At 60.3% G+C, this 17,743-nt stretch carries 14 protein-coding genes; 5 read left to right on the plus strand and 9 right to left on the minus strand.

The window, feature by feature from the left end; translation table 11 throughout:
* The first annotated feature begins 178 nt into the window (after positions 1-178).
* The gene (locus tag HYPMC_RS17380; protein ID WP_013949365.1) at positions 179-814 is read left to right on the plus strand and encodes an ABC transporter substrate-binding protein; all 636 of its coding nucleotides are present in this window, start codon (positions 179-181) and stop codon (positions 812-814) included.
* A 260-nt stretch (positions 815-1,074) separates the two neighbouring features.
* On the opposite strand, the gene HYPMC_RS17385 is transcribed toward HYPMC_RS17380, so the two are convergent.
* Positions 1,075-2,118, minus strand: coding sequence for a VacJ family lipoprotein (locus HYPMC_RS17385; RefSeq protein WP_013949366.1), 1,044 nt, complete (start codon positions 2,116-2,118; stop codon positions 1,075-1,077).
* 132 nt (positions 2,119-2,250) lie between these two features.
* Between HYPMC_RS17385 and hpnI the strand changes: the two genes are divergently transcribed.
* Both hpnI and hpnJ read left to right on the plus strand, forming a co-directional pair.
* A complete protein-coding gene (gene hpnI, locus HYPMC_RS17390) occupies positions 2,251-3,384 on the plus strand; it encodes a bacteriohopanetetrol glucosamine biosynthesis glycosyltransferase HpnI (RefSeq protein WP_013949367.1) in 1,134 nt (377 codons plus the stop codon).
* 11 nt (positions 3,385-3,395) lie between these two features.
* Complete coding sequence (gene hpnJ, locus HYPMC_RS17395; protein ID WP_024276356.1) at positions 3,396-4,823, plus strand: hopanoid biosynthesis associated radical SAM protein HpnJ; 1,428 nt, start codon at positions 3,396-3,398, stop codon at positions 4,821-4,823.
* Positions 4,824-4,830: 7 nt separating this feature from the next.
* Here hpnJ and HYPMC_RS17400 read toward each other — a convergent pair whose 3' ends face one another.
* Positions 4,831-7,455, minus strand: a complete 2,625-nt coding sequence (locus tag HYPMC_RS17400; RefSeq protein WP_013949369.1) for an MMPL family transporter — start codon at positions 7,453-7,455, stop codon at positions 4,831-4,833.
* A 351-nt stretch (positions 7,456-7,806) separates the two neighbouring features.
* On the opposite strand from HYPMC_RS17400, the gene ispH reads away from it, so the two are divergent.
* Positions 7,807-8,736 carry a 4-hydroxy-3-methylbut-2-enyl diphosphate reductase gene (ispH, locus tag HYPMC_RS17405; RefSeq protein WP_013949371.1) on the plus strand — a complete coding sequence of 310 codons (930 nt, stop codon included), beginning with the start codon at positions 7,807-7,809 and terminating at the stop codon, positions 8,734-8,736.
* Positions 8,737-8,782: 46 nt separating this feature from the next.
* A complete protein-coding gene (gene hpnH, locus HYPMC_RS17410) occupies positions 8,783-9,931 on the plus strand; it encodes an adenosyl-hopene transferase HpnH (RefSeq protein ID WP_013949372.1) in 1,149 nt (382 codons plus the stop codon).
* Here the strand turns inward: hpnH and HYPMC_RS17415 are convergent.
* The 7 genes from HYPMC_RS17415 to hpnA are packed head-to-tail and all read right to left on the minus strand — an operon-like array spanning position 9,875 to position 17,725.
* Positions 9,875-10,558, minus strand: a complete 684-nt coding sequence (locus tag HYPMC_RS17415; protein WP_013949373.1) for a phosphorylase — start codon at positions 10,556-10,558, stop codon at positions 9,875-9,877. The two genes, hpnH and HYPMC_RS17415, sit on opposite strands and share 57 nt — an antisense overlap.
* A 1-nt stretch (position 10,559) precedes the next feature.
* A complete protein-coding gene (gene shc, locus HYPMC_RS17420; protein WP_013949374.1) occupies positions 10,560-12,560 on the minus strand; it encodes a squalene--hopene cyclase in 2,001 nt (666 codons plus the stop codon).
* Between the two features lie 30 nt (positions 12,561-12,590).
* Positions 12,591-13,844, minus strand: a complete 1,254-nt coding sequence (hpnE, locus tag HYPMC_RS17425; protein WP_013949375.1) for a hydroxysqualene dehydroxylase HpnE — start codon at positions 13,842-13,844, stop codon at positions 12,591-12,593.
* Positions 13,845-14,687: a presqualene diphosphate synthase HpnD gene (gene hpnD, locus HYPMC_RS17430; protein ID WP_013949376.1), complete on the minus strand. Its 843-nt coding sequence runs from the start codon at positions 14,685-14,687 to the stop codon at positions 13,845-13,847. It abuts the gene before it with no gap.
* A complete protein-coding gene (gene hpnC / locus HYPMC_RS17435) occupies positions 14,677-15,567 on the minus strand; it encodes a squalene synthase HpnC (RefSeq protein ID WP_013949377.1) in 891 nt (296 codons plus the stop codon). The genes hpnD and hpnC overlap by 11 nt, the downstream gene beginning before the upstream one ends.
* On the minus strand, positions 15,564-16,727 hold the full coding sequence (locus HYPMC_RS17440; protein ID WP_013949378.1) for a glycosyltransferase: 1,164 nt from the start codon (positions 16,725-16,727) through the stop codon (positions 15,564-15,566). Before HYPMC_RS17440 ends, hpnC begins: the two co-directional genes overlap by 4 nt.
* The gene (hpnA, locus tag HYPMC_RS17445) at positions 16,724-17,725 is read right to left on the minus strand and encodes a hopanoid-associated sugar epimerase (protein WP_013949379.1); all 1,002 of its coding nucleotides are present in this window, start codon (positions 17,723-17,725) and stop codon (positions 16,724-16,726) included. Before hpnA ends, HYPMC_RS17440 begins: the two co-directional genes overlap by 4 nt.
* Between the last annotated feature and the right edge of the window lie 18 nt (positions 17,726-17,743).

The raw sequence follows: 17,743 nt of genomic DNA on the forward strand, positions 1-17,743 counted from the left end.
CGCAAAAAATGGATCATACAGCGCAGACTGGACTCTGCGGGGATGTGTTGCAGCCAAGCCTCACAAATTAGAAGGATGGCCGACTAAATACCGCCATTGTAACTGCCTAGGTCCTTATAGCCGAAACGCTGATAATGGCGGGGCTAAGGCATTCATTGAAGATATCGAGGGAGGGGCAATGCTCCTGATCAGGAAATTGCAGGCGTTTGGGTTATCGTTGGCAGCATTCGTGATGGTATCCGTCGCGGCCGCGTCATTTACGACGGCGCAGGCGGCCGATTCTCCGGAAGCGACGATTGACGGCCTCAACACGGCACTTCTGGACACCATGAAGCAGGCTCAGTCCCTGGGCGTGCAGGGGCGCTATCAAGCGCTCGCACCGGTACTGTCGAAGATTTACGATACACCGCTGATGACGCGCTTGGCCGTGGGCCAAACGTGGGGATCTCTGTCGCCTGCACAGCAGGCGTCCATCATCGATTTGTTCCGGCGCATGATGATCGCGACCTACGCGAAGCGCTTCGATGGATTCTCGGGGGAAAGCTTCCGGATCGTCGAGATTTCCAACCGAGGCGCGGCTGACAAGATGGTCAAGACGCAGATCATCCAGAGCAACGGCAAGCCTGTCGCGATCAACTATCTCATGCGGAAATCGGGACCGGACTGGAAGATCGTCGACATCTATCTCGACGGCACCATCAGCGAACTGGCGAGCCGGCGCTCTGAGTTTTCATCCATCCTGAAGGCCGGCGGACCGGATGCGCTCATTGCGTCCCTGAAGAAGCAGGGCGACAAACTGCTCTCGGGCAGCTGAGGGAGAGATCACCCGTCTCGATAGCTCGGATATTTTGAGGGCGCCGTATCAATCGGCGCCCTTAATTTTTTGACCGGGTGAAAGCCGTTATAGGAGCCGACGTCGGCGGATCATGGCCATAGCTTCACGGCTCTCGTGGCTCGTGAACAGGGCGCTTATTCGCGGCTATCGGGCCAAGCCCGAATCATTCGTGCGGTGGCAAAACGTCTGACTGTACGGATTTCGAGATCGCGACGCGCGGCATCATGATCAACTGCGGATTATTCTTCGGCAGGCGATTTTTGCTCTTCGGCCGGAGACGGCTGTTCTTGCGCCGGAGACATTTCTTCGGCGGGAGACGCCTGCTCCTCGGCTGGCGACGCCTGAACGGCGGTCGGCGGTCCGACAACGACGAACGGCCTGCGGTCGGCGGTACGCGTCATCTTTGGAACGTCGGTGACCCGGCGATCTTCGAGCATCATCGGCGATGAGACGAGTTCCGTCACCGGTTCGATCGCATTGGGATCGCGGACCGGCGGGTTGGTGCTCGTCAGGACACTCGTGTTTATGGCTTCATCTAGTTCGGCCTGCCGCTTCTGCTGACTGACACTGCGAAGCATCGAATAGAAGTCGATCGAGCTGTCTTCCAGCGTCTTCATGTCCTCAGCCTTGCTGAGGTTCGAGAGCGGGCTGGTCACGGTTCCGGCGAGATCGACCCGGCTTGCGAGCGTCGCGAATTTCGTCGGGATCAAAGCCGCAGCAGGTAAGGACGCACCGAATTCAACCCCACTGCCGACCGCATCTCGCACCGTCGTCGGACCCAAAACGGGGAGATAGACATAGGCGCTGTCGCGATACCCCCAGACGTACATCGTCTGGCCGAAGTCACCCGATTGATGCGTCATGCCCTGTTCAGCCGCGACATCGAACAGGCCACCCAGGCCCAATGTCGAGTTCAGCGCGAAACGCCCAAGCGTCGTCACCGCGGCCCCAGGGCGAAGCTGCAGCACGTTGTTGGCGAACGTCATCGGCTCGGAAAGGTTCGTCGTGAACGCATCAATGCGATCACGGACGCTTTCCGGTACGTTGTTATTATAAGCTTCCGCCGCCGGATAAAGAACGTTGTGGTTGAAGTCCTGGCTGTTGTCGAACATCTGGCGGTTGAACGCCTCGTTCGGATCAGACACCGGCTTCGGTGTGGTGTCGTCGCCGGTGGCTGCAAGATGCTGGGGCTCCAGCGCAGGCGGTGACGTGCTGGCGCAAGCCGAAAGGCCCACACCAACGAAAACGCAGCCGACCCAATTTAGGATGGCGCTGACTTTCACGTCCCGATATTCCCCCTGCTTGGCCCCACCAGCCGAGCAATTCCAGATCTACCGTAATCGCGCACGAGGCGCTAGCCTTCCTGCCACTGCCGACAGGCTTGCTCCCAACTCAAACCAGAAAGTAACGTCCGAATGACGTCCTGTCTGTGGCTTGTATGCACCCTCATTGCCTTAATCGGCTGCATCTACGCTCTGTTTGCGACTTTTTTGGTGGCACGATTTGCCCGTGAACCCAAGCCTAAACTGGAACGCTTCGAAAATGTCACGCTGATAAAGCCGCTCTACGGTGCAGAAACCGGCCTTGACGTGAGTCTCGCCTCTTTTTGCGCGCAAAATTACCCGCGCGATCTGCAGATGCTGTGCGGGGTCCAGGACCCGGCGGACCCGGCCATCGCAGTTGTCCACAGTTTGCAACGGCAGTTCCCTTCGCGCGACCTCGAACTGGTCGTCGGCAAGCGACGCGGCGGGGGAAATCCGAAAGTCGAAAACATTGCCAACATGTTTCCGGCTGCGAAGCATGATTTTCTTATTCTCAGCGACAGTGACATGCGCGTTGCTCCCGACTATGCGCAGCACGTTTCAGCGATCTTGCAGCAACCCGGAGTTGGGCTCGTCACGTGTCTCTACCGCGGCACGGCGCTCACAGGCTTTTGGTCGCGGATGGCAGCCTCGGCCGTCGATCAGCACTTTCTTCCGAGCGTGCTTGTCGGCCTTGCCGTTGGACTGGCAAAGCCCTGTTTCGGTTCAACGATCGCGCTGAGGCGAAGCACGCTTGAACGAATCGGCGGCTTCGAGGCCTTCGCTGATACTCTTGCTGATGATTACGCGATGGGGGACGCCGTCCGCCGTCTCAGTCTGAAGGTCGAAATTGCCCCGTTTACGGTCGGGCATACGTTTTCGGAAGCGTCGTTTAAAGAGCTTTGGGCGCATGAACTCCGTTGGGCGCGGACGATTCGTCTTGTCGACCCCATGGGGTACGCAGGATCCATCGTGACGCATCCCCTGCCTTTTGCACTGGCAGCGTTGCCGCTCAGTGGCTTCAGCGCCATAGCGTGGATGATCCTCGCAGGGACGCTTGCCTGCCGCCTTTTTGTTCCGATACAAGTTGAGAAGTTGGCGGGTGGGGGCAAGAGCACGTGGTGGCTCAGTCCGCTGAGGGATATGCTGAGCTTCGCAGTGTTCGTGGCGAGCTTCATGCCCGGAGCCGTCAGCTGGAGAGGCCGTCGCTATAGCGTCGGCTCCGATGGAACCGTCACGCCGATATGAAAGGCGCCAAAATGCGCACACTCTTCCTGCAGGCTCCTTCGTTCGACGGCTTCGATGGCGGAGCCGGTTCGCGCTATCAGGCGCGCCGAGAGATCCAATCGTTCTGGTATCCGACCTGGCTGGCGCAGCCCGCCGCGCTCGTCGAGAACTCCAAGCTGATCGACGCGCCGCCTCACCGCACAAGTCTTCAGGACGTGCTCAACCAAGTTCGCGATTACGATCTAGCGGTGCTGCACACCTCGACGCCATCATTCGATTCCGACGTCAAGGTCATCGAGGCAATGAAGGCGACGAACCCGAACCTAAAGGTTGGGTTGATCGGCGCTAAGGTCGCGGTTCAGTCCGATGAGAGCCTGAAGGACGCGCCGATCGTCGACTTCGTGGCGCGTAACGAGTTCGACTTCACCATCAAAGACGTCGCCGACGGCAAGGCCTGGAGCGACATCAAGGGCCTATCTTATCGCAACCCGCAGGGCGTGATCGTGCACAACGAAGACCGCCCCGTGATGCACGACATGGACACGCTTCCCTTCGTTACGCCGGTCTACAAACGCGACCTCGTGATGGAGAATTACTTCATCGGCTATCTCAAGCATCCGTACATCTCGTTCTACACGGGTCGCGGCTGCAAAAGCCGCTGCACGTTCTGCCTGTGGCCGCAGACGGTCGGCGGCCATCGCTACCGGACCCGCTCCGTTGGGCACGTCATCGAGGAAGTGAAATACATCCTCAAGGCGTTCCCGCAGATGAAAGAGCTGATGTTCGACGACGACACCTTCACCGACGACCTGCCGCGCGCGGAAGCGATTGCGAAGGAACTTGGCAAGCTCGGCGTTACGTGGTCGTGCAATGCCAAGGCGAACGTGCCGCGCGAAACGCTGAAAGTGCTGAAAGACAACGGCCTGCGCCTGCTTCTCGTTGGCTACGAGAGCGGCAATCAGCAGATCCTGCACAACATCAAAAAGGGTATGCGGGTCGAAGTTGCCGAGCGGTTCACCAAAGACTGCCACGAGCTTGGCATCAAGATCCACGGCACCTTCATCCTCGGTCTTCCGGGCGAGTCGAAGGAGACGATCCAGGAGACCATCAAGTTCGCGACGCGGATCAATCCGCATACGATCCAGGTCTCGTTGGCAGCGCCCTATCCGGGGACGTTCCTTTACAAGCAGGCGTCCGAGAACGGCTGGCTCGATGTCGACAACGCCGAACTCATTAACGACAACGGCATCCAGATCGCGCCGCTGCACTATCCCGGCCTGTCGCACACCGAAATCTTCAACTCGGTCGAGGACTTCTATCGCAAGTTCTACTTCCGGGTGCCGAAGATCGCCGCGATCGTCGGCGAGATGGTTACACAGCCCGACATGATGAAGCGCCGCCTTCGCGAGGGCGTGGAATTCTTCCAGTTCCTGCGTGAGCGCCGCAGCGCCGCCGCTTAGAGCTCACTTAAGGCTCAACGGCCTCTGGAATTTTGTTGTCCTGAGGGCTCGCTACCGTACGTGGCGGGCCCATTAATATGGGCTGGAATAGAACGGCAGCCGCGAGCGTCGTCACCAGCGAAAGGGCGAGCAATTCGCCCATGCTTGACGTGCCGGGATGGCTTGAAAAGAACAGACTTCCGAAGGCCACCGCCGTCGTCATCGCGCTGAACATGACAGCGCGCGTCAACGGCGATGCAAGCAGGCTCGTTTCACCCGCGCGCCATGCCAGCACATAATAAATCTTGAACGCCACTCCGACGCCGAGCAGCACCGGCAGCGCGATGATATTTGCGAAATTGAGCGGCAGTTTCAGCAGCACGCAAAGCTCCAGCGTCACGACACCTGCGAGCAGCAGCGGCACGAGCGTCAACAGCACGTCCGTCACTCGGCGCAGCGCGACGAACAGAATGATCGTGATCGAAACGAACGCCAGCAGCCCCGCCTGAATGAAGGCACGAACGACCGTCTTTGCCGATTCCTGGATCAGGATCGGGACGCCGGTTGCGTTCGGATCGACGGCGAGAACAGCAGATGCGAACCGGCGCAAATTGGCGTTGTCGTTGCCGTCACCCTTCGGGCCGACTTCGACGCGGGCATGGCCGTCGGCTGTCACCCAGTCGGCGACGATTTCGGGCGGCAGGTTTTTCAACGTGATCGGTTCCGCTTTAAGAGCGGCGCGGATCTGTGTCAGTCGCAGTTTCATGCCGTCGAGCAATGCGGCGCCGATTTTGGCGCGGACATCAGGGGTTGCATCGGCGAGCTTGCGCAGCGTGCTCGCCATGTGCGCGGCGAGCGGCGAAGCGCCAGGCAATTTGCTGACGTCCTCGAAATCCTTGGCGGTATCGAGAAGCGTCTGCCTCGTGTCGGCGTCTGTCGGGGCGTCCGCGACCTCGTCCGGCTCGATTGTCGGGCCGATCAAATCGTAGCAATCGCGGATGAGCGCCAGCTTTTCATCCTGATGATCGGGAACGAAGCTTGCGAGCGTTACGGTGCGGTCGACCTCGGGCAGCCTGTCGAGTTTCGTCGCGAGCGCTTTGGCATCGGCGAGGTTCGGTGTCAGAATTTCGATCGTGTTCGGCGCGGTGTTCGGATCGCGCATCAGGTCATTGAAGGTCGAGACGGATTCGACTTTTTGGCTGCGCAGATTGATCGGATTGAAGTCGAATTCGAGCTTTGCGAGCAGCGGCAATCCAGCCGCCACGCCAACTGCAGTGAGCACAAGAATGATCTTGCGATGCCGGGCCATGAAGCGATCGACCGGCTGCAGCGAGCGGTAGCCGACATCGTGCAACTCACCGGGTGGGTTCAGCACCTCCAGAAGCGCCGGAAGCAGCGTTATGCTGGTTAAAAACGCGACGATCATGCCGCTACCGGCGATGAGACCTAGTTCGGAAACGCCGACGTAATCGGTCGGCAAGAAGGCATAAAATCCAGCGGTTGTGGCCGCGGCAGCGAGCGCCAAGGGCTTGCCCGCATTGCGTCCGGCCGCGACGAGTGAATCCCGAAGCCCTTGTCGGCTGAAGCGTTCGTGCCGATAGCGCACGGCATACTGGATGCCGAAATCCACACCGATGCCGACGAACAAGACCGCAAAAGCAACGGAGATGAGATTGAGCGCGCCGACGAGATAGAGACCGAGCGCTGCCGTGATCGCGAGGCCGGAAAATAGACCGACAAGCACGGCAAAGATGATCTTGCCGGATCGCAGCGCCAGCCAAAGAATGACCAGCACAGCAGCAATGGTAAGCGTAGTATTGAGTGCTGCGCCTTCCGCGACCGTGCCGAACTCCTCATCCGCCATTGGGACTGAGCCGGTGAGACGGACCCGAACGCCATTCTCAGGGGTCAACCCCAGCTGTTTGGCCGTCGCGCGAATGAGAACGGTCGCTTCGGCACCGGGTTCGAGATCGGAATAATTCAAAACCGGTTTTACTTCGAGAAAGCGACGTAGCTCCGACGGGCTCGGCGCGCCGCCAGTCAGCAACTGCCCCCATGAAAAGTACGTCGGCTTGCCGGCCAGCATGCCGTCCATGGCATTGGCCATCACACCCAAAGGCTTCTCGAAATCGATCCACTTCGCCCGATCTTCTTTGATGCCGAGCGGGACGAGCGCCAATGCTTTCGCCAAGCCATTGAGGGTCGGATCAGCCGATAGCGTGCCGAGCACCGGCTGTGCCTTGATGAGGCCTGCCGTAATGTCTTGTACCTCGGGCAGCGACAGATAGAGCAAGCCGTTCTTGTCGAAGAACGGTCCGCCATCGCGTCGGCGCACGATCTGGAACGGGTCTGGTTTTGATTTGCTGAGAGCGGCTGCGAGCTCGGCGGCGGCGCTCTCTGTCAGCTCCGGCGTTTTACCGTCGATGACTATATCGATCGTGTCGGTGTGCTGGGAAAACGCAGCGTCGAACTGGCGTTCGCGCTTACGCCAATCAAGCTCCGGCGAAATCAGCTGACTCGTGTCGGTGGTAATCGCAAAATTATTGACGACGTAATAAATCGCGCCCGCAGAGACAGCGAGGCCAAGCAAAATCGTCAGCCATGACAGCCGCACCGAGGCTGCAACAATGCCGGCAACGACGCGCTCGATCATGCTTCGAGCACCGTCACGTTTGGGCGGCATTGCGGAGTGTCGTGTTTGGCCATTCTGCGGCGACTCTTCCTGTTCGTAAGCAAAGGGCATCCCTCCCAACCACTGCACTCCGGACGGCCGTCATGTCGAGCCGCTAGGGGGAGGAGCATGCGATCTGTGTTGCTTTTGAGACACGTCATACCGCCAGCGTGAATGGCGCGACGCTGGCTTTGCTGCCCCGCACAGCGTTCGCGCGTAAGGTCAGAGATATTCAAGGGTGGGCACGTCAAAGCTATCAGTCTTTGACGTACGGATTTAAGGCTGAAGCCCGCAACGGCGATGCCCGGTTGGCAGAAAACGGGGGGTTTCTGCATGAAAGTGATTCTGGCACAGCCCCGGGGATTTTGCGCAGGCGTCGTTCGTGCGATCGACACCGTCGAGCGCGCACTTGCTCATCGTGATGGGCCTGTCTATGTGCGCCACGAAATCGTCCACAACCGGCACGTCGTCGAAGATCTGAAAGCCAAGGGCGCCCGTTTTGTTGAGGACCTAGCGGACGTGCCGAACGGCTCCGTCACGATCTTCAGTGCGCACGGCGTTTCCCATTCCGTCGAGGACGAGGCGCGCCTTCGCCGTCTCAATGTCGTCGATGCGACCTGCCCCCTCGTCTCGAAGGTCCATAAGCAGGGCCAGCGCTATTCGTCACTGGGCAGAACGATCATCCTGATCGGGCATGCTGGGCACGTCGAGATCGAAGGGACATTGGGGCGCATCTCCGGTCCCGTTTACCTTGTGGAAAACGGCGAGGATGTCGCGAAACTCGATATTCCGGATGATACCCCCGTCGCCTACATCACCCAGACGACGCTCAGCGTCGATGATACCCGGTCGACGATCGAGGCCGTCAAAAAGCGGTTCACGGACGTAATTGGGCCGGAAACGCGTGACATCTGCTATGCCACGCAAAATCGGCAGACGGCAGTGCGGGACCTTTGCCGGCATGTCGAGCTTTTGCTGGTGGTCGGAGCGAGCAACAGCTCGAACTCGAACCGCCTGAGGGAAATCGGGTCGGAATGTGGGGTTCCAAGTTATCTCGTCGCCGACGGCAGCAAAGTCGATTTGGCTTGGCTCGCCGGAGTTGCGACGGTCGGCGTAACTGCGGGTGCCTCGGCGCCCGACGTCCTTGTCCAGGACGTATTAGCTGCGATAGGTAAGGCGGGGCCAATCGAAATCGAGACGCTTGACGGCGTCGAAGAAAAGATAACCTTCCGCCTGCCGCCTGAATTGCTCGAAGCATCATGACGGGTACTCATGTTGCCGTGAGCACCACTAGAAGGAGCCCGTTGGGGTGGGAATTCCATTAAACCAAGCTTTGTCTGTGGGTGCCTACGTCATCGGACAGCACCTCAGGGGGAACAAACGCTATCCGCTCGTGCTGATGCTCGAGCCGCTCTTTCGCTGCAACCTCGCGTGCGCGGGCTGCGGCAAGATCGATTATCCCGACAAGATTTTGAACCAGCGCATTTCCGTCGCCGATGCTTTGCATTCGATGGACGAATGCGGCGCGCCGGTCGTCGTGCTGGCTGGCGGCGAACCATTGCTGCACAAAGAGCTGCCGGAGATCGTCGAGGGTGCACTCAAGAAAGGCAAGTTCGTCACGGTGTGCACGAACGCGCTGCTGCTTGAGAAAAAAATTCATCTCTACAAGCCGCACAAGAATTTCAACTGGTCGATCCATCTCGACGGCGACAAGGAGATGCATGACCGTTCCGTTTGCCAAAAGGGCGTCTATGATCGCGCTGTGGAAGCGATCAAGGTTGCCAAGGCAAAAGGCTTCCGCGTCAACATCAACACGACGCTGTTCAGCGATGCCAAGGCCGAGCAGGTCGCGAAGTTCCTCGACGAGATGAAGAAGCTCGATATCGGCGGTGTCACGATTTCGCCCGGCTATGCCTACGAGCGCGCCCCCGATCAGCAGCACTTCCTCAACCGCACGAAGACGAAGCAGCTGTTCCGCGACATCTTCAAGCTCGGCAAGGGCGGACGGGCCTGGCCGTTCTTCCAGTCGGCGCTGTTCCTCGACTTCCTGGCCGGCAACCAGACTTACAATTGCACGCCGTGGGGCAACCCGACGCGTACCGTGTTCGGCTGGCAGAAGCCCTGCTATCTGCTCGGCGAAGGTTATACGAAAACCTTCAAGGAGCTGATGGAAAGCACGGACTGGGACAAGTACGGCACCGGCAACTACGAGAAGTGCGCCGACTGCATGGTGCATTCGGGCTTTGAAGCAACTGCGGTCATGGATGCCGTCAAGAAGCCGTGGAAGATCGCGGCGGTTGCGCTTCGCGGCGTCAAGACGGACGGTCCGATGGCGCCCGAAATCGCACTCGACAAGCAGCGTCCGGCTGAGTTCGTGTTCTCACGGCATGTCGAGAACAAGTTAGCTGAGATCAGCGCAGCCGAGGCCCGGGCCCAGAAGCCGGTGGCAGCGGAGTAAGCTCTTCATCGCGCGACGCGTCGCGCCGGCTATGCGGATGATGTCCCATAGCTGGCTCGGTTGCGTCGCGAGCGATTTTAAAACGGCCGTAATGTTCGGCGACCCGTCCGGATTGAGACCGTTGACGGCTGCGGGTGGCAGGCTCAGCGTCGACGGGTCGGCTATCACTCGCAGGACCGCAAACGGTAGTCCTCTCTCGGCCGCCATCTGCGCCACGACGTGACTTTCCATATCGGCCGCAAAGGCACCAGATTTGAGATAGATCGCGTGCTTCTCGTCGCGATTGGCGATGATCGTGCTCGAACCTGTAACCGGACCGCTTTCGGCGTTCGGTAGAGCCTCGAACAGCCGATCGCTCCAGCGCGCGTCTGCTGGATATATCCTGCCGCTACTGTGCAGTACCGACGTGCCGACGATGATTGTGCCGGGCTTCAGTCCGGGCCGGAGCCCGCCCGCTATGCCAAAGCTGATAAGGCCGCGCGTGCTTTCCGTCAGTCCTTCTTGAAGTAGCGTTGCGAGGCGGTCTTCGCGGCCACCACCGATAACGGCTTTCACGTGTCCCGGCCGCTCAGCGATGCGCGCCTCGGCCTTCAACCCCGTTGCGGCGATGACGAAGCCTAGAGCCACCTTACATCCCGACGAGCACGGCCTTGGTATTCGAGGCCTTCAGGTTACGGTAGCGTGCGAGTGCCCACATCGGGAAGAACTTCGAATAGCCGTGATAGCGGAGATAGAAGACGCGGGGAAAGCCTGTCGCCGTAAAACGCTTCTCATTCCAGAAGCCGTCCGAGGCCTGAGTCGACGTGAGATAGGCGATGCCTTTTTTCACGGCCGGGTTGTCGATCTCGCCGGCGGCCATCAGACCCATCAGCGCCCAGGCAGTTTGAGACGCGGTGCTAGGCGCCGCTTCGTAACCGCGATAATCGAGCGTGTAGCTTTCGCTGTCTTCGCCCCAGCCGCCGTCCTTGTTCTGAATAGCGAGCAGCCAATCAACGGCCTTGCGCACGACGCTCGAAGACGGCTCGACACCGGCAACGTTGAGCGCACACAGCACTGACCACGTGCCGTAGATATAGTTCATACCCCAGCGGCCGTACCAGCTGCCGTCCTTTTCCTGGGTGCGCTTGAGATACGCGATGCCCCTATCGAGTTCGTAGCTGTTCCCGGGACGGTCACCGAGCTGTGCCAGCATGGAGAGGCAGCGCGCGGTGACGTCTGCCGTCGGCGGATCGAGCAGCGCGCCGTGATCCGAAAAGGGGATCTGGTTCAGATATTCGTAGGTGTTATCGGCATCGAATGCGCCCCAGCCGCCATTCTTGCTCTGCATGCCGACGATCCACTCGCGGGCGCGCGAAATGGCTTCGCGATACGTCGTGTCAGGCTGCTGGGTACGCCCCAGCGTGCGGTCCATCGCCATCGCGACGACGGCGGTATCGTCGGTGTCGGGGTAGTGCGGGTTTGCATATTGGAAGGCCCAGCCGCCGGGACGGACGTTCGGACGCGTCGCGGCCCAGTCGCCCACGGTGTCGAGTACCTGCAACGGCTTCAACCACTGCAACGCGCGGTCGGAGGCAGCCTCGGTTTCAGCGTCCCCGACTTCCATCAGAGCATGGGCCGACAGCGCCGTATCCCAAACCGGCGAGAGGCATGGCTGGCAGTAGGCTTCGTCGTCGTTGACGGTAACAAGCTTTTCGATCGAGCCGCGCGCGGTCTGATAGTTCGGATGATCCTTGGAATAACCAAGCGCGTCGTAAACGAGCAGAGCGTTGACCATCGCCGGGAAGATCGCGCCGAGCCCATCCTCACCGTTCAAACGCTCATCGACAAACGCGACAGCCTTATCGATGGACTTCTTGCGCAGCGACTTCGGGAAGTGTGGTTCGGTGAAGCGCAAGACGCGGTCGATGGCGCCGAAGATTTCGGACCACGGCGATTTCTGATGCGGCCCCTTTGGCCAGACCTTCACCTCGTCCGGCGGAATGGTGAAAAGCTCGGCGATGCCGACGCCAAGCGGATTGCGCGCTTGTGGCTTCAGGGCGTTCAAGACCGTCAGCGGAACGACGACGGTGCGCGCCCAATAGGAAATCTTGTCGAGGTGAAACGGAAACCAGCGCGGCAGCACCATGATCTCGACCGGCATCACCGGGACGCCTGTCCACGGAATGACCGCGAAAAGAGCGAGCAGGTTGCGCGTAAAGACGTTGCTGTGTGAGGCGCCGCCTTGCGACAGTATCCAGCCGCGCGCCTTCTTCATGTACGGCTCGTCGATGCCGACGCCGATCATCTTCAGAGCGAAGTAAGCCTTGACGCTGGCACTGATGTTGGACGCACCGTCGTGAACCAGCGGCCAGCCGCCGTCCTCCGACTGGATGCGGCGAAGATAGTTGGCGATCTTGCCTTCGAGTACGGCATCGACCGGCTCAGCAAGATAATGGCGCATCAGAACGTATTCGGCGGGAATCGTCGCGTCGGCTTCAAGCTCGAAGACGAAATGGCCGTCATCGCGCTGAAGCGCAAGGAGAGCATTTTTCGCCGCCGCGATCGCGCCTTCGATCTCTGACGGCGTCAACTCACGTGCCGTGATCTCAGACGCCAAGCGCGTGGATTGCGATGTGGATTCGAAAGTCATTTCGGGCTCTCCAGAAGTCCGAGCGTCGTATCAGAGTTGTGTCGCCATCGCCAGTTTGGCAGCGGTTTCGCCTGACCTTATCGCGCCCTCAATTGTCGCGGGAAGGCCGGTGGCGGTCCAATCTCCGGCAAGAAAAAGGTTTTTCCAGTGCGTTTGCGCGCGAGGTCGCAGGGCGTTCTCGTCCGGCGTTGCCGCAAACGTCGCACGGCGTTCCTTGACGATCTGCCATCGCGGAAGGTCAGCGTCGATCCCGGCGATTGTCGCAACCTCGGACCAGATGCGGCGGGCGAGTGGCTCGCGCTCGGCTTCGTTGAAGCGATCGGCTGAGCTAACCGTTACCGATAGCCTGTCGTTGAAGGCAAACAGCCATTCCGTCGTAGCATTTATGACGCCGGTAATCTTCGGCACGCCTTTCGGCGATGGATATGCGAAGTGGGCGTTGAAGATCGAACGGTATTTGGTCGGCACGCGCAATTCGGGGACAAGCGTTTTCGCCACCCAGGCCGGTACGGCGAGGACGATGCGGTCGTCGCGACCAAACTCGACCCGGGCGTCATCGAATTGCAAGGCGCGAGCGCGCGCGTCCTGCCATTCGATGGCGCGAAGAGAATGATCGAAGCGTACTTCGCCACCGTCTTTCTCGATGAATGAAATTGCCGGATCGACGAGCGCGGGTCCCAGGCCATTGGCGGCGAACAGCGGACGGCAGGCCTTGCCGCCGCGCCCGAGCGTTTCGCGAATGACGGCAGCTGCGAGTTGCGCCGACCCTTCCTTAGGATTGCAATTCAACGCCGCAAGCAGTACAGGCTCCATCAGCCGCTTATAGAGCACCGAGTTCGAGTCGATCTTTTCCGTGACCGTTTCGCATGGTGCGGCCTTCAAGAGGCGGCCGAGACGAAGATAGTCGCTCGCCCGCGTGTGCGGCACGCGGCGATCCTTGCTGAATATCCACCACGGCACAGGGCCGTCGTTCGGCCGCAGCACCCAGCCGTTTTTGGTAGCGAGGTCGAAGAAATGGAATTCGGCGTGCTGCGGCTCATCGAGGAGATGCCTGCCGCCGACTTTGTCGAGAAAGGCAAGCGCGCTGGCGTTTCCCGACAGCAGAAGATGATTGCCGTTATCGATCGTCATTCCGAGCGCCGGCTCGAAATAGGATCGGCAGCGGCCGCCTGCGTGGCGCGCCAGTTCGTGGACGACGACCTTTTGTCCTTGACCGACCAGCGCAACCGCCGCCGAAAGGCCGGCGAGACCGGCCCCGACGATGTGAACGGTGCCGCTCGTCATTCAGAAGATGCCGTCACGCAGAACCGCCCAGATGACTGTGCGCTTCGAACGACGCACGTCCACGCGCGGCGCTTTCCAGCCACGGGCGATCAGCTTTTCGAGAATGCCGCGATAGACCGTCGCCATCATGCGCGGCGACCGCACAGCGCGACGCGGCGCGGCGGCCATGATCGCTTCGGAGCGATCGTAGTATTTCCGTGTGATCTCGGCGATGCCGCGACAGACACGATCCAATGCCGGATTGGCAAGAATGGCGTCAATCGATGTGTCGTCGATGCCGGCATCACGCAGCGCTTCCTTGGGCAAATAGAGGCGGCCCATCGCGGCGTCTTCGTCGATGTCGCGCAGAATGTTCGTCAACTGCAGAGCACGGCCGAGATTGTGCGACAGCTCGATTCCCGGCTTCTCATCCATGCCGAAAATGCGCACAGACAGACGTCCGACCGCAGAGGCGGCGCGATCGCAATAGAGATCGAGAACTTTCCATTCCGGCGCGCATAGATCGCGGAGGATGTCCATCTCCATGCCGTCAATGACGGCGATGAAATCGTCCATCAGAAGACCATACTGCCGAATCGGCAGGAGCAGATCGCGCGTGCGCGGCGTCGTGCGGCCGGTTGCGTACAATTGCTCAATATCGGTGCGATAGCGTTCGAGGTCGGCGTGGCGCACCTCGCGCGAGCCGTCGTTGTCGGCGACGTCATCGACCGCCCGGCAAAAGGCGTAGACGTGATACATCGCATCCCGTTGCGAGCGCGGGAGCACCCGCATCGCGGCATAGAATGAGCTGCTCGCCGCTGCCGGAACGTCTTCGACACTCAAGGTATCAACTTCAGCGCTCATGCGGCATCATCCCCGTCGACTTCGAAAACGCGAAACGTGCAAGAGCCCGGCTCGCGACCGTAGCAGCTGTGGCGCGTGAAGCGACCATCGCCGCCTGCAATTTTGACAGATGCACGCGCTCCGACAATGGATCGCGCGTTTTCAAAATGGCAATCAGCTTGCGCGCGAGTTCAACAATGACAGACGTCTCGGCGGCAAGACGAAGATCGGAAACGCCCGGCGGAAGCAACGTGGCATCGGGCATCAGCGTCTCGGTTCGCTCGGCCAGAGCGTGGATACACGCCAGAAGCGCGGGAGATGCCTGCGGTTCCGCCAACGCTTCGACACCGCTGCCATGCGCGGCGAGATCCACTCGCGGAATGTAGACGCGGTCGATATTGCGATAGTCCTTCGCGCAGTCCTGCAGATGATTGATGATCTGCAGTGCCGCGCACAACGCGTCCGATGCCGGCCACGTCGACTTGGACTCGCCGTGGACATCGAGCACGAAGCGGCCGACCGGCATCGCCGAATAGCGGCAATAATCGAGAAGTTCTTCCCACGTCTCGTAGCGGAGCTTCGTGACGTCCTGGCGGAAGGCTTTCAAAAGATCGAGCGCATGCTGCGAGCTGAGGTTTCGAAGCTGCAGCTGCTCGCGCAGCGCGATCGCATCCGTTGCAGCATCGGAACGACCGAGTAGCGTGTCTTCAAGTGCATCAAGGATCGAAAGCTTCGATTGCGGATCGAGTGTCGGATGGTCGGCGGCGTCGTCAGCGGCGCGAGCAAAACGGTAGAACGCCAGAATCGGCGCGCGATGGCGCGCAGCGACGATACGCGAAGCGACGGGAAAGTTCTCGTCACCCTCCGACTTGCCGGATTTGTACTTCGTATCGACTGTCATTGCCGCCCTACTTCGGCTTGAACGCGGCCCTTCCACAGACCGCCTCGACCCCGTACATGCTGATACGCCGAATCTAACGTGAAACCCACATACACCGTCGCAATAAGTGGTAGCGCCAAGCCCCAAAGTGGCGAACGGTTGTAAAAGCGCAACGTCGGCTGATATGCGATAAACATCAATAGGTACGTTACGGCAGCGAGCATATTCGCTGGATAACCGGCGAGTACAGCCAGAGCGGGCGGCGCAACATAAATTGCGAGCATCGCGAGGACCGTTCCGACCAGCAAAACCGGCGAATAACGCAACTGGGCATAAGCCGATCGCGCAACCATTCGGCGAATATCTTCGAAGGTCTCATAGGGTCTGAGGCTCAGAACACGGTCGGAAAGTCCCAGCCAAATCGGGCCCTGCGTTTTCAACAGTTTTCCGAGTGCACAGTCGTCGATAAGGGCGCCGCGGATGGCAGCGATGCCGCCGGCGCGCTCAAGTGCAGTGCGTTCGACAAGCATGCAGCCGCCCGCTGCTGCGGCCGTGCGATCAGCGCTCCGGTTCACGCGACGGAACGGGTAAAGCATCTCGAAAAAGAAGATGAAGGCGGGGACCAGCCACCGCTCGGCGAGGCTGTCGCATTTGAGCTTAGCCATCACGGACGTCATGGCGCGGCCATTTGCGGTCGAGCCAACGACCAGCGATTTCAGAACATCGGGACGATAGCCGATGTCGGCATCCGTCAAGAGCAGGTATTCCGGCGGCGCATCTCCTGCCGATGCCGTCGCGATGCCTTGATGCATGGCCCAGACTTTGCCGGTCCAGCGTGGCGGCAGCGGTGCGCCGCTGACGATGGTGATCTCGCGGTTCGACGCCGCCGCAATGGCGCGGGCGACGTCGGCGGTCCCGTCGGTGCTCTGGTCATCGACAAGGACGATCGAAAAGGCGCCGGGATAATCCTGCTTAACGAGCGACGTCAGAGATCCTGGCAGCATATCGGCTTCGTTACGCGCCGGGATAACGGCTGTGACGCGCGGCCAAACCTTGGGTTCAGGATATTTGTTCTGCTCAGCTTCCTCGCGTTCGCTGCTCAGCCAGAAGCCGCCGTTTAAAAGGAGAAGATAGAGCCACGCGGCGAGGCCGATACTTGCGATGACGGTCAGCGCGGTCACTTGAGGTACCCCGCGCGCTGAAACCAATTGAAGGCTTCCGCCAAAGCTTCGCGTGCCGGACGCGCCCGATAGCCAAGCTCGCGCTCCGCCTTCGCGGAGGAGAAGAACATTTTGTACTTCGCCATGCGCAAGCCATCGACAGTCGCGAAAGGCTCGCGGCCCGTCACGCGGGCGGCGAGTTCGGCGCCATAGGCGATCGGATAGATCAGCTCACGCGGCAGCTTGATCGTCGGCGCGCGGCGTCCGGCGAGTTGCGCGATTTCAGCGAGCATTTGCCCGAGCGTCATGTCTTGGCCCCCCAAGATATATCGCTCGCCAATTCGCCCCTTCTTCAAGGCGGCAACGTGGCCTTCCGCGACATCATCGACATGGACCAGGTTCAGGCCCGTCTCGACGTAGGCAGGCATCCGGCCCACCGCAGCCTCGACGACAATGCGGCCGGTCGGCGTGGGCCGCACGTCGCGGAGGCCGATCGGTGTGGAGGGATTAACGATAACCGCGGGCAGGTTGTCGTCGGCAATCATGCGTTCGACGAGACGCTCGGCCAGCACCTTGCTTTTCTTGTAGGCGCCGATGGCGTCTTCTGCCTTGAGCGGCATCGTTTCGTCCGACGGCGTGCCATCACCCGCCAAACGCAGGGTGGCGACGCTCGATGTGTAGACGATCCGTTCGGCGCCGGCCTTCTGCGCGGCACTCATGATGGCGCGCGTGCCTTCCGTATTAGTTCTGACGATCTCCTCAGGATCAGGCGCCCACAGGCGATAGTCGGCGGCGACGTGGAAGACGTAACGCGCGCCCTGCATGGCCTTTTCGACGAGAGCCGCATCGCGGATATCGCCTTCGACGACGTCGAGCGGAATGTCTGCGAGATTAGCGCGATTGCTGCTCTTACGAACCAGCGCGCGCACCGCAAACCCATCGTCGAGAAGTTTGCGCGCGACGGCCGAGCCGACGAAGCCCGAAGCGCCTGTCAGGAACGCGATGTCTTTTGCTGCCAAGTCTCCGCGCCCCGCTCG

The organism is Hyphomicrobium sp. MC1 (genome assembly GCF_000253295.1).
Lineage (GTDB): Bacteria > Pseudomonadota > Alphaproteobacteria > Rhizobiales > Hyphomicrobiaceae > Hyphomicrobium_B.

Bases quoted from the DNA above. Each gene is read 5' to 3' on its own strand.
- HYPMC_RS17380 (WP_013949365.1), top strand. From the start codon at position 179: ATGCTCCTGATCAGGAAATTGCAGGCGTTTGGGTTATCGTTGGCAGCA.
- hpnI (WP_013949367.1), top strand. From the start codon at position 2,251: ATGACGTCCTGTCTGTGGCTTGTATGCACCCTCATTGCCTTAATCGGC.
- hpnJ (WP_024276356.1), top strand. From the start codon at position 3,396: ATGCGCACACTCTTCCTGCAGGCTCCTTCGTTCGACGGCTTCGATGGC.
- HYPMC_RS17400 (WP_013949369.1), bottom strand. From the start codon at position 7,455: ATGATCGAGCGCGTCGTTGCCGGCATTGTTGCAGCCTCGGTGCGGCTG.
- ispH (WP_013949371.1), top strand. From the start codon at position 7,807: ATGAAAGTGATTCTGGCACAGCCCCGGGGATTTTGCGCAGGCGTCGTT.
- shc (WP_013949374.1), bottom strand. From the start codon at position 12,560: ATGACTTTCGAATCCACATCGCAATCCACGCGCTTGGCGTCTGAGATC.
- hpnE (WP_013949375.1), bottom strand. From the start codon at position 13,844: ATGACGAGCGGCACCGTTCACATCGTCGGGGCCGGTCTCGCCGGCCTT.
- hpnD (WP_013949376.1), bottom strand. From the start codon at position 14,687: ATGAGCGCTGAAGTTGATACCTTGAGTGTCGAAGACGTTCCGGCAGCG.
- hpnC (WP_013949377.1), bottom strand. From the start codon at position 15,567: ATGACAGTCGATACGAAGTACAAATCCGGCAAGTCGGAGGGTGACGAG.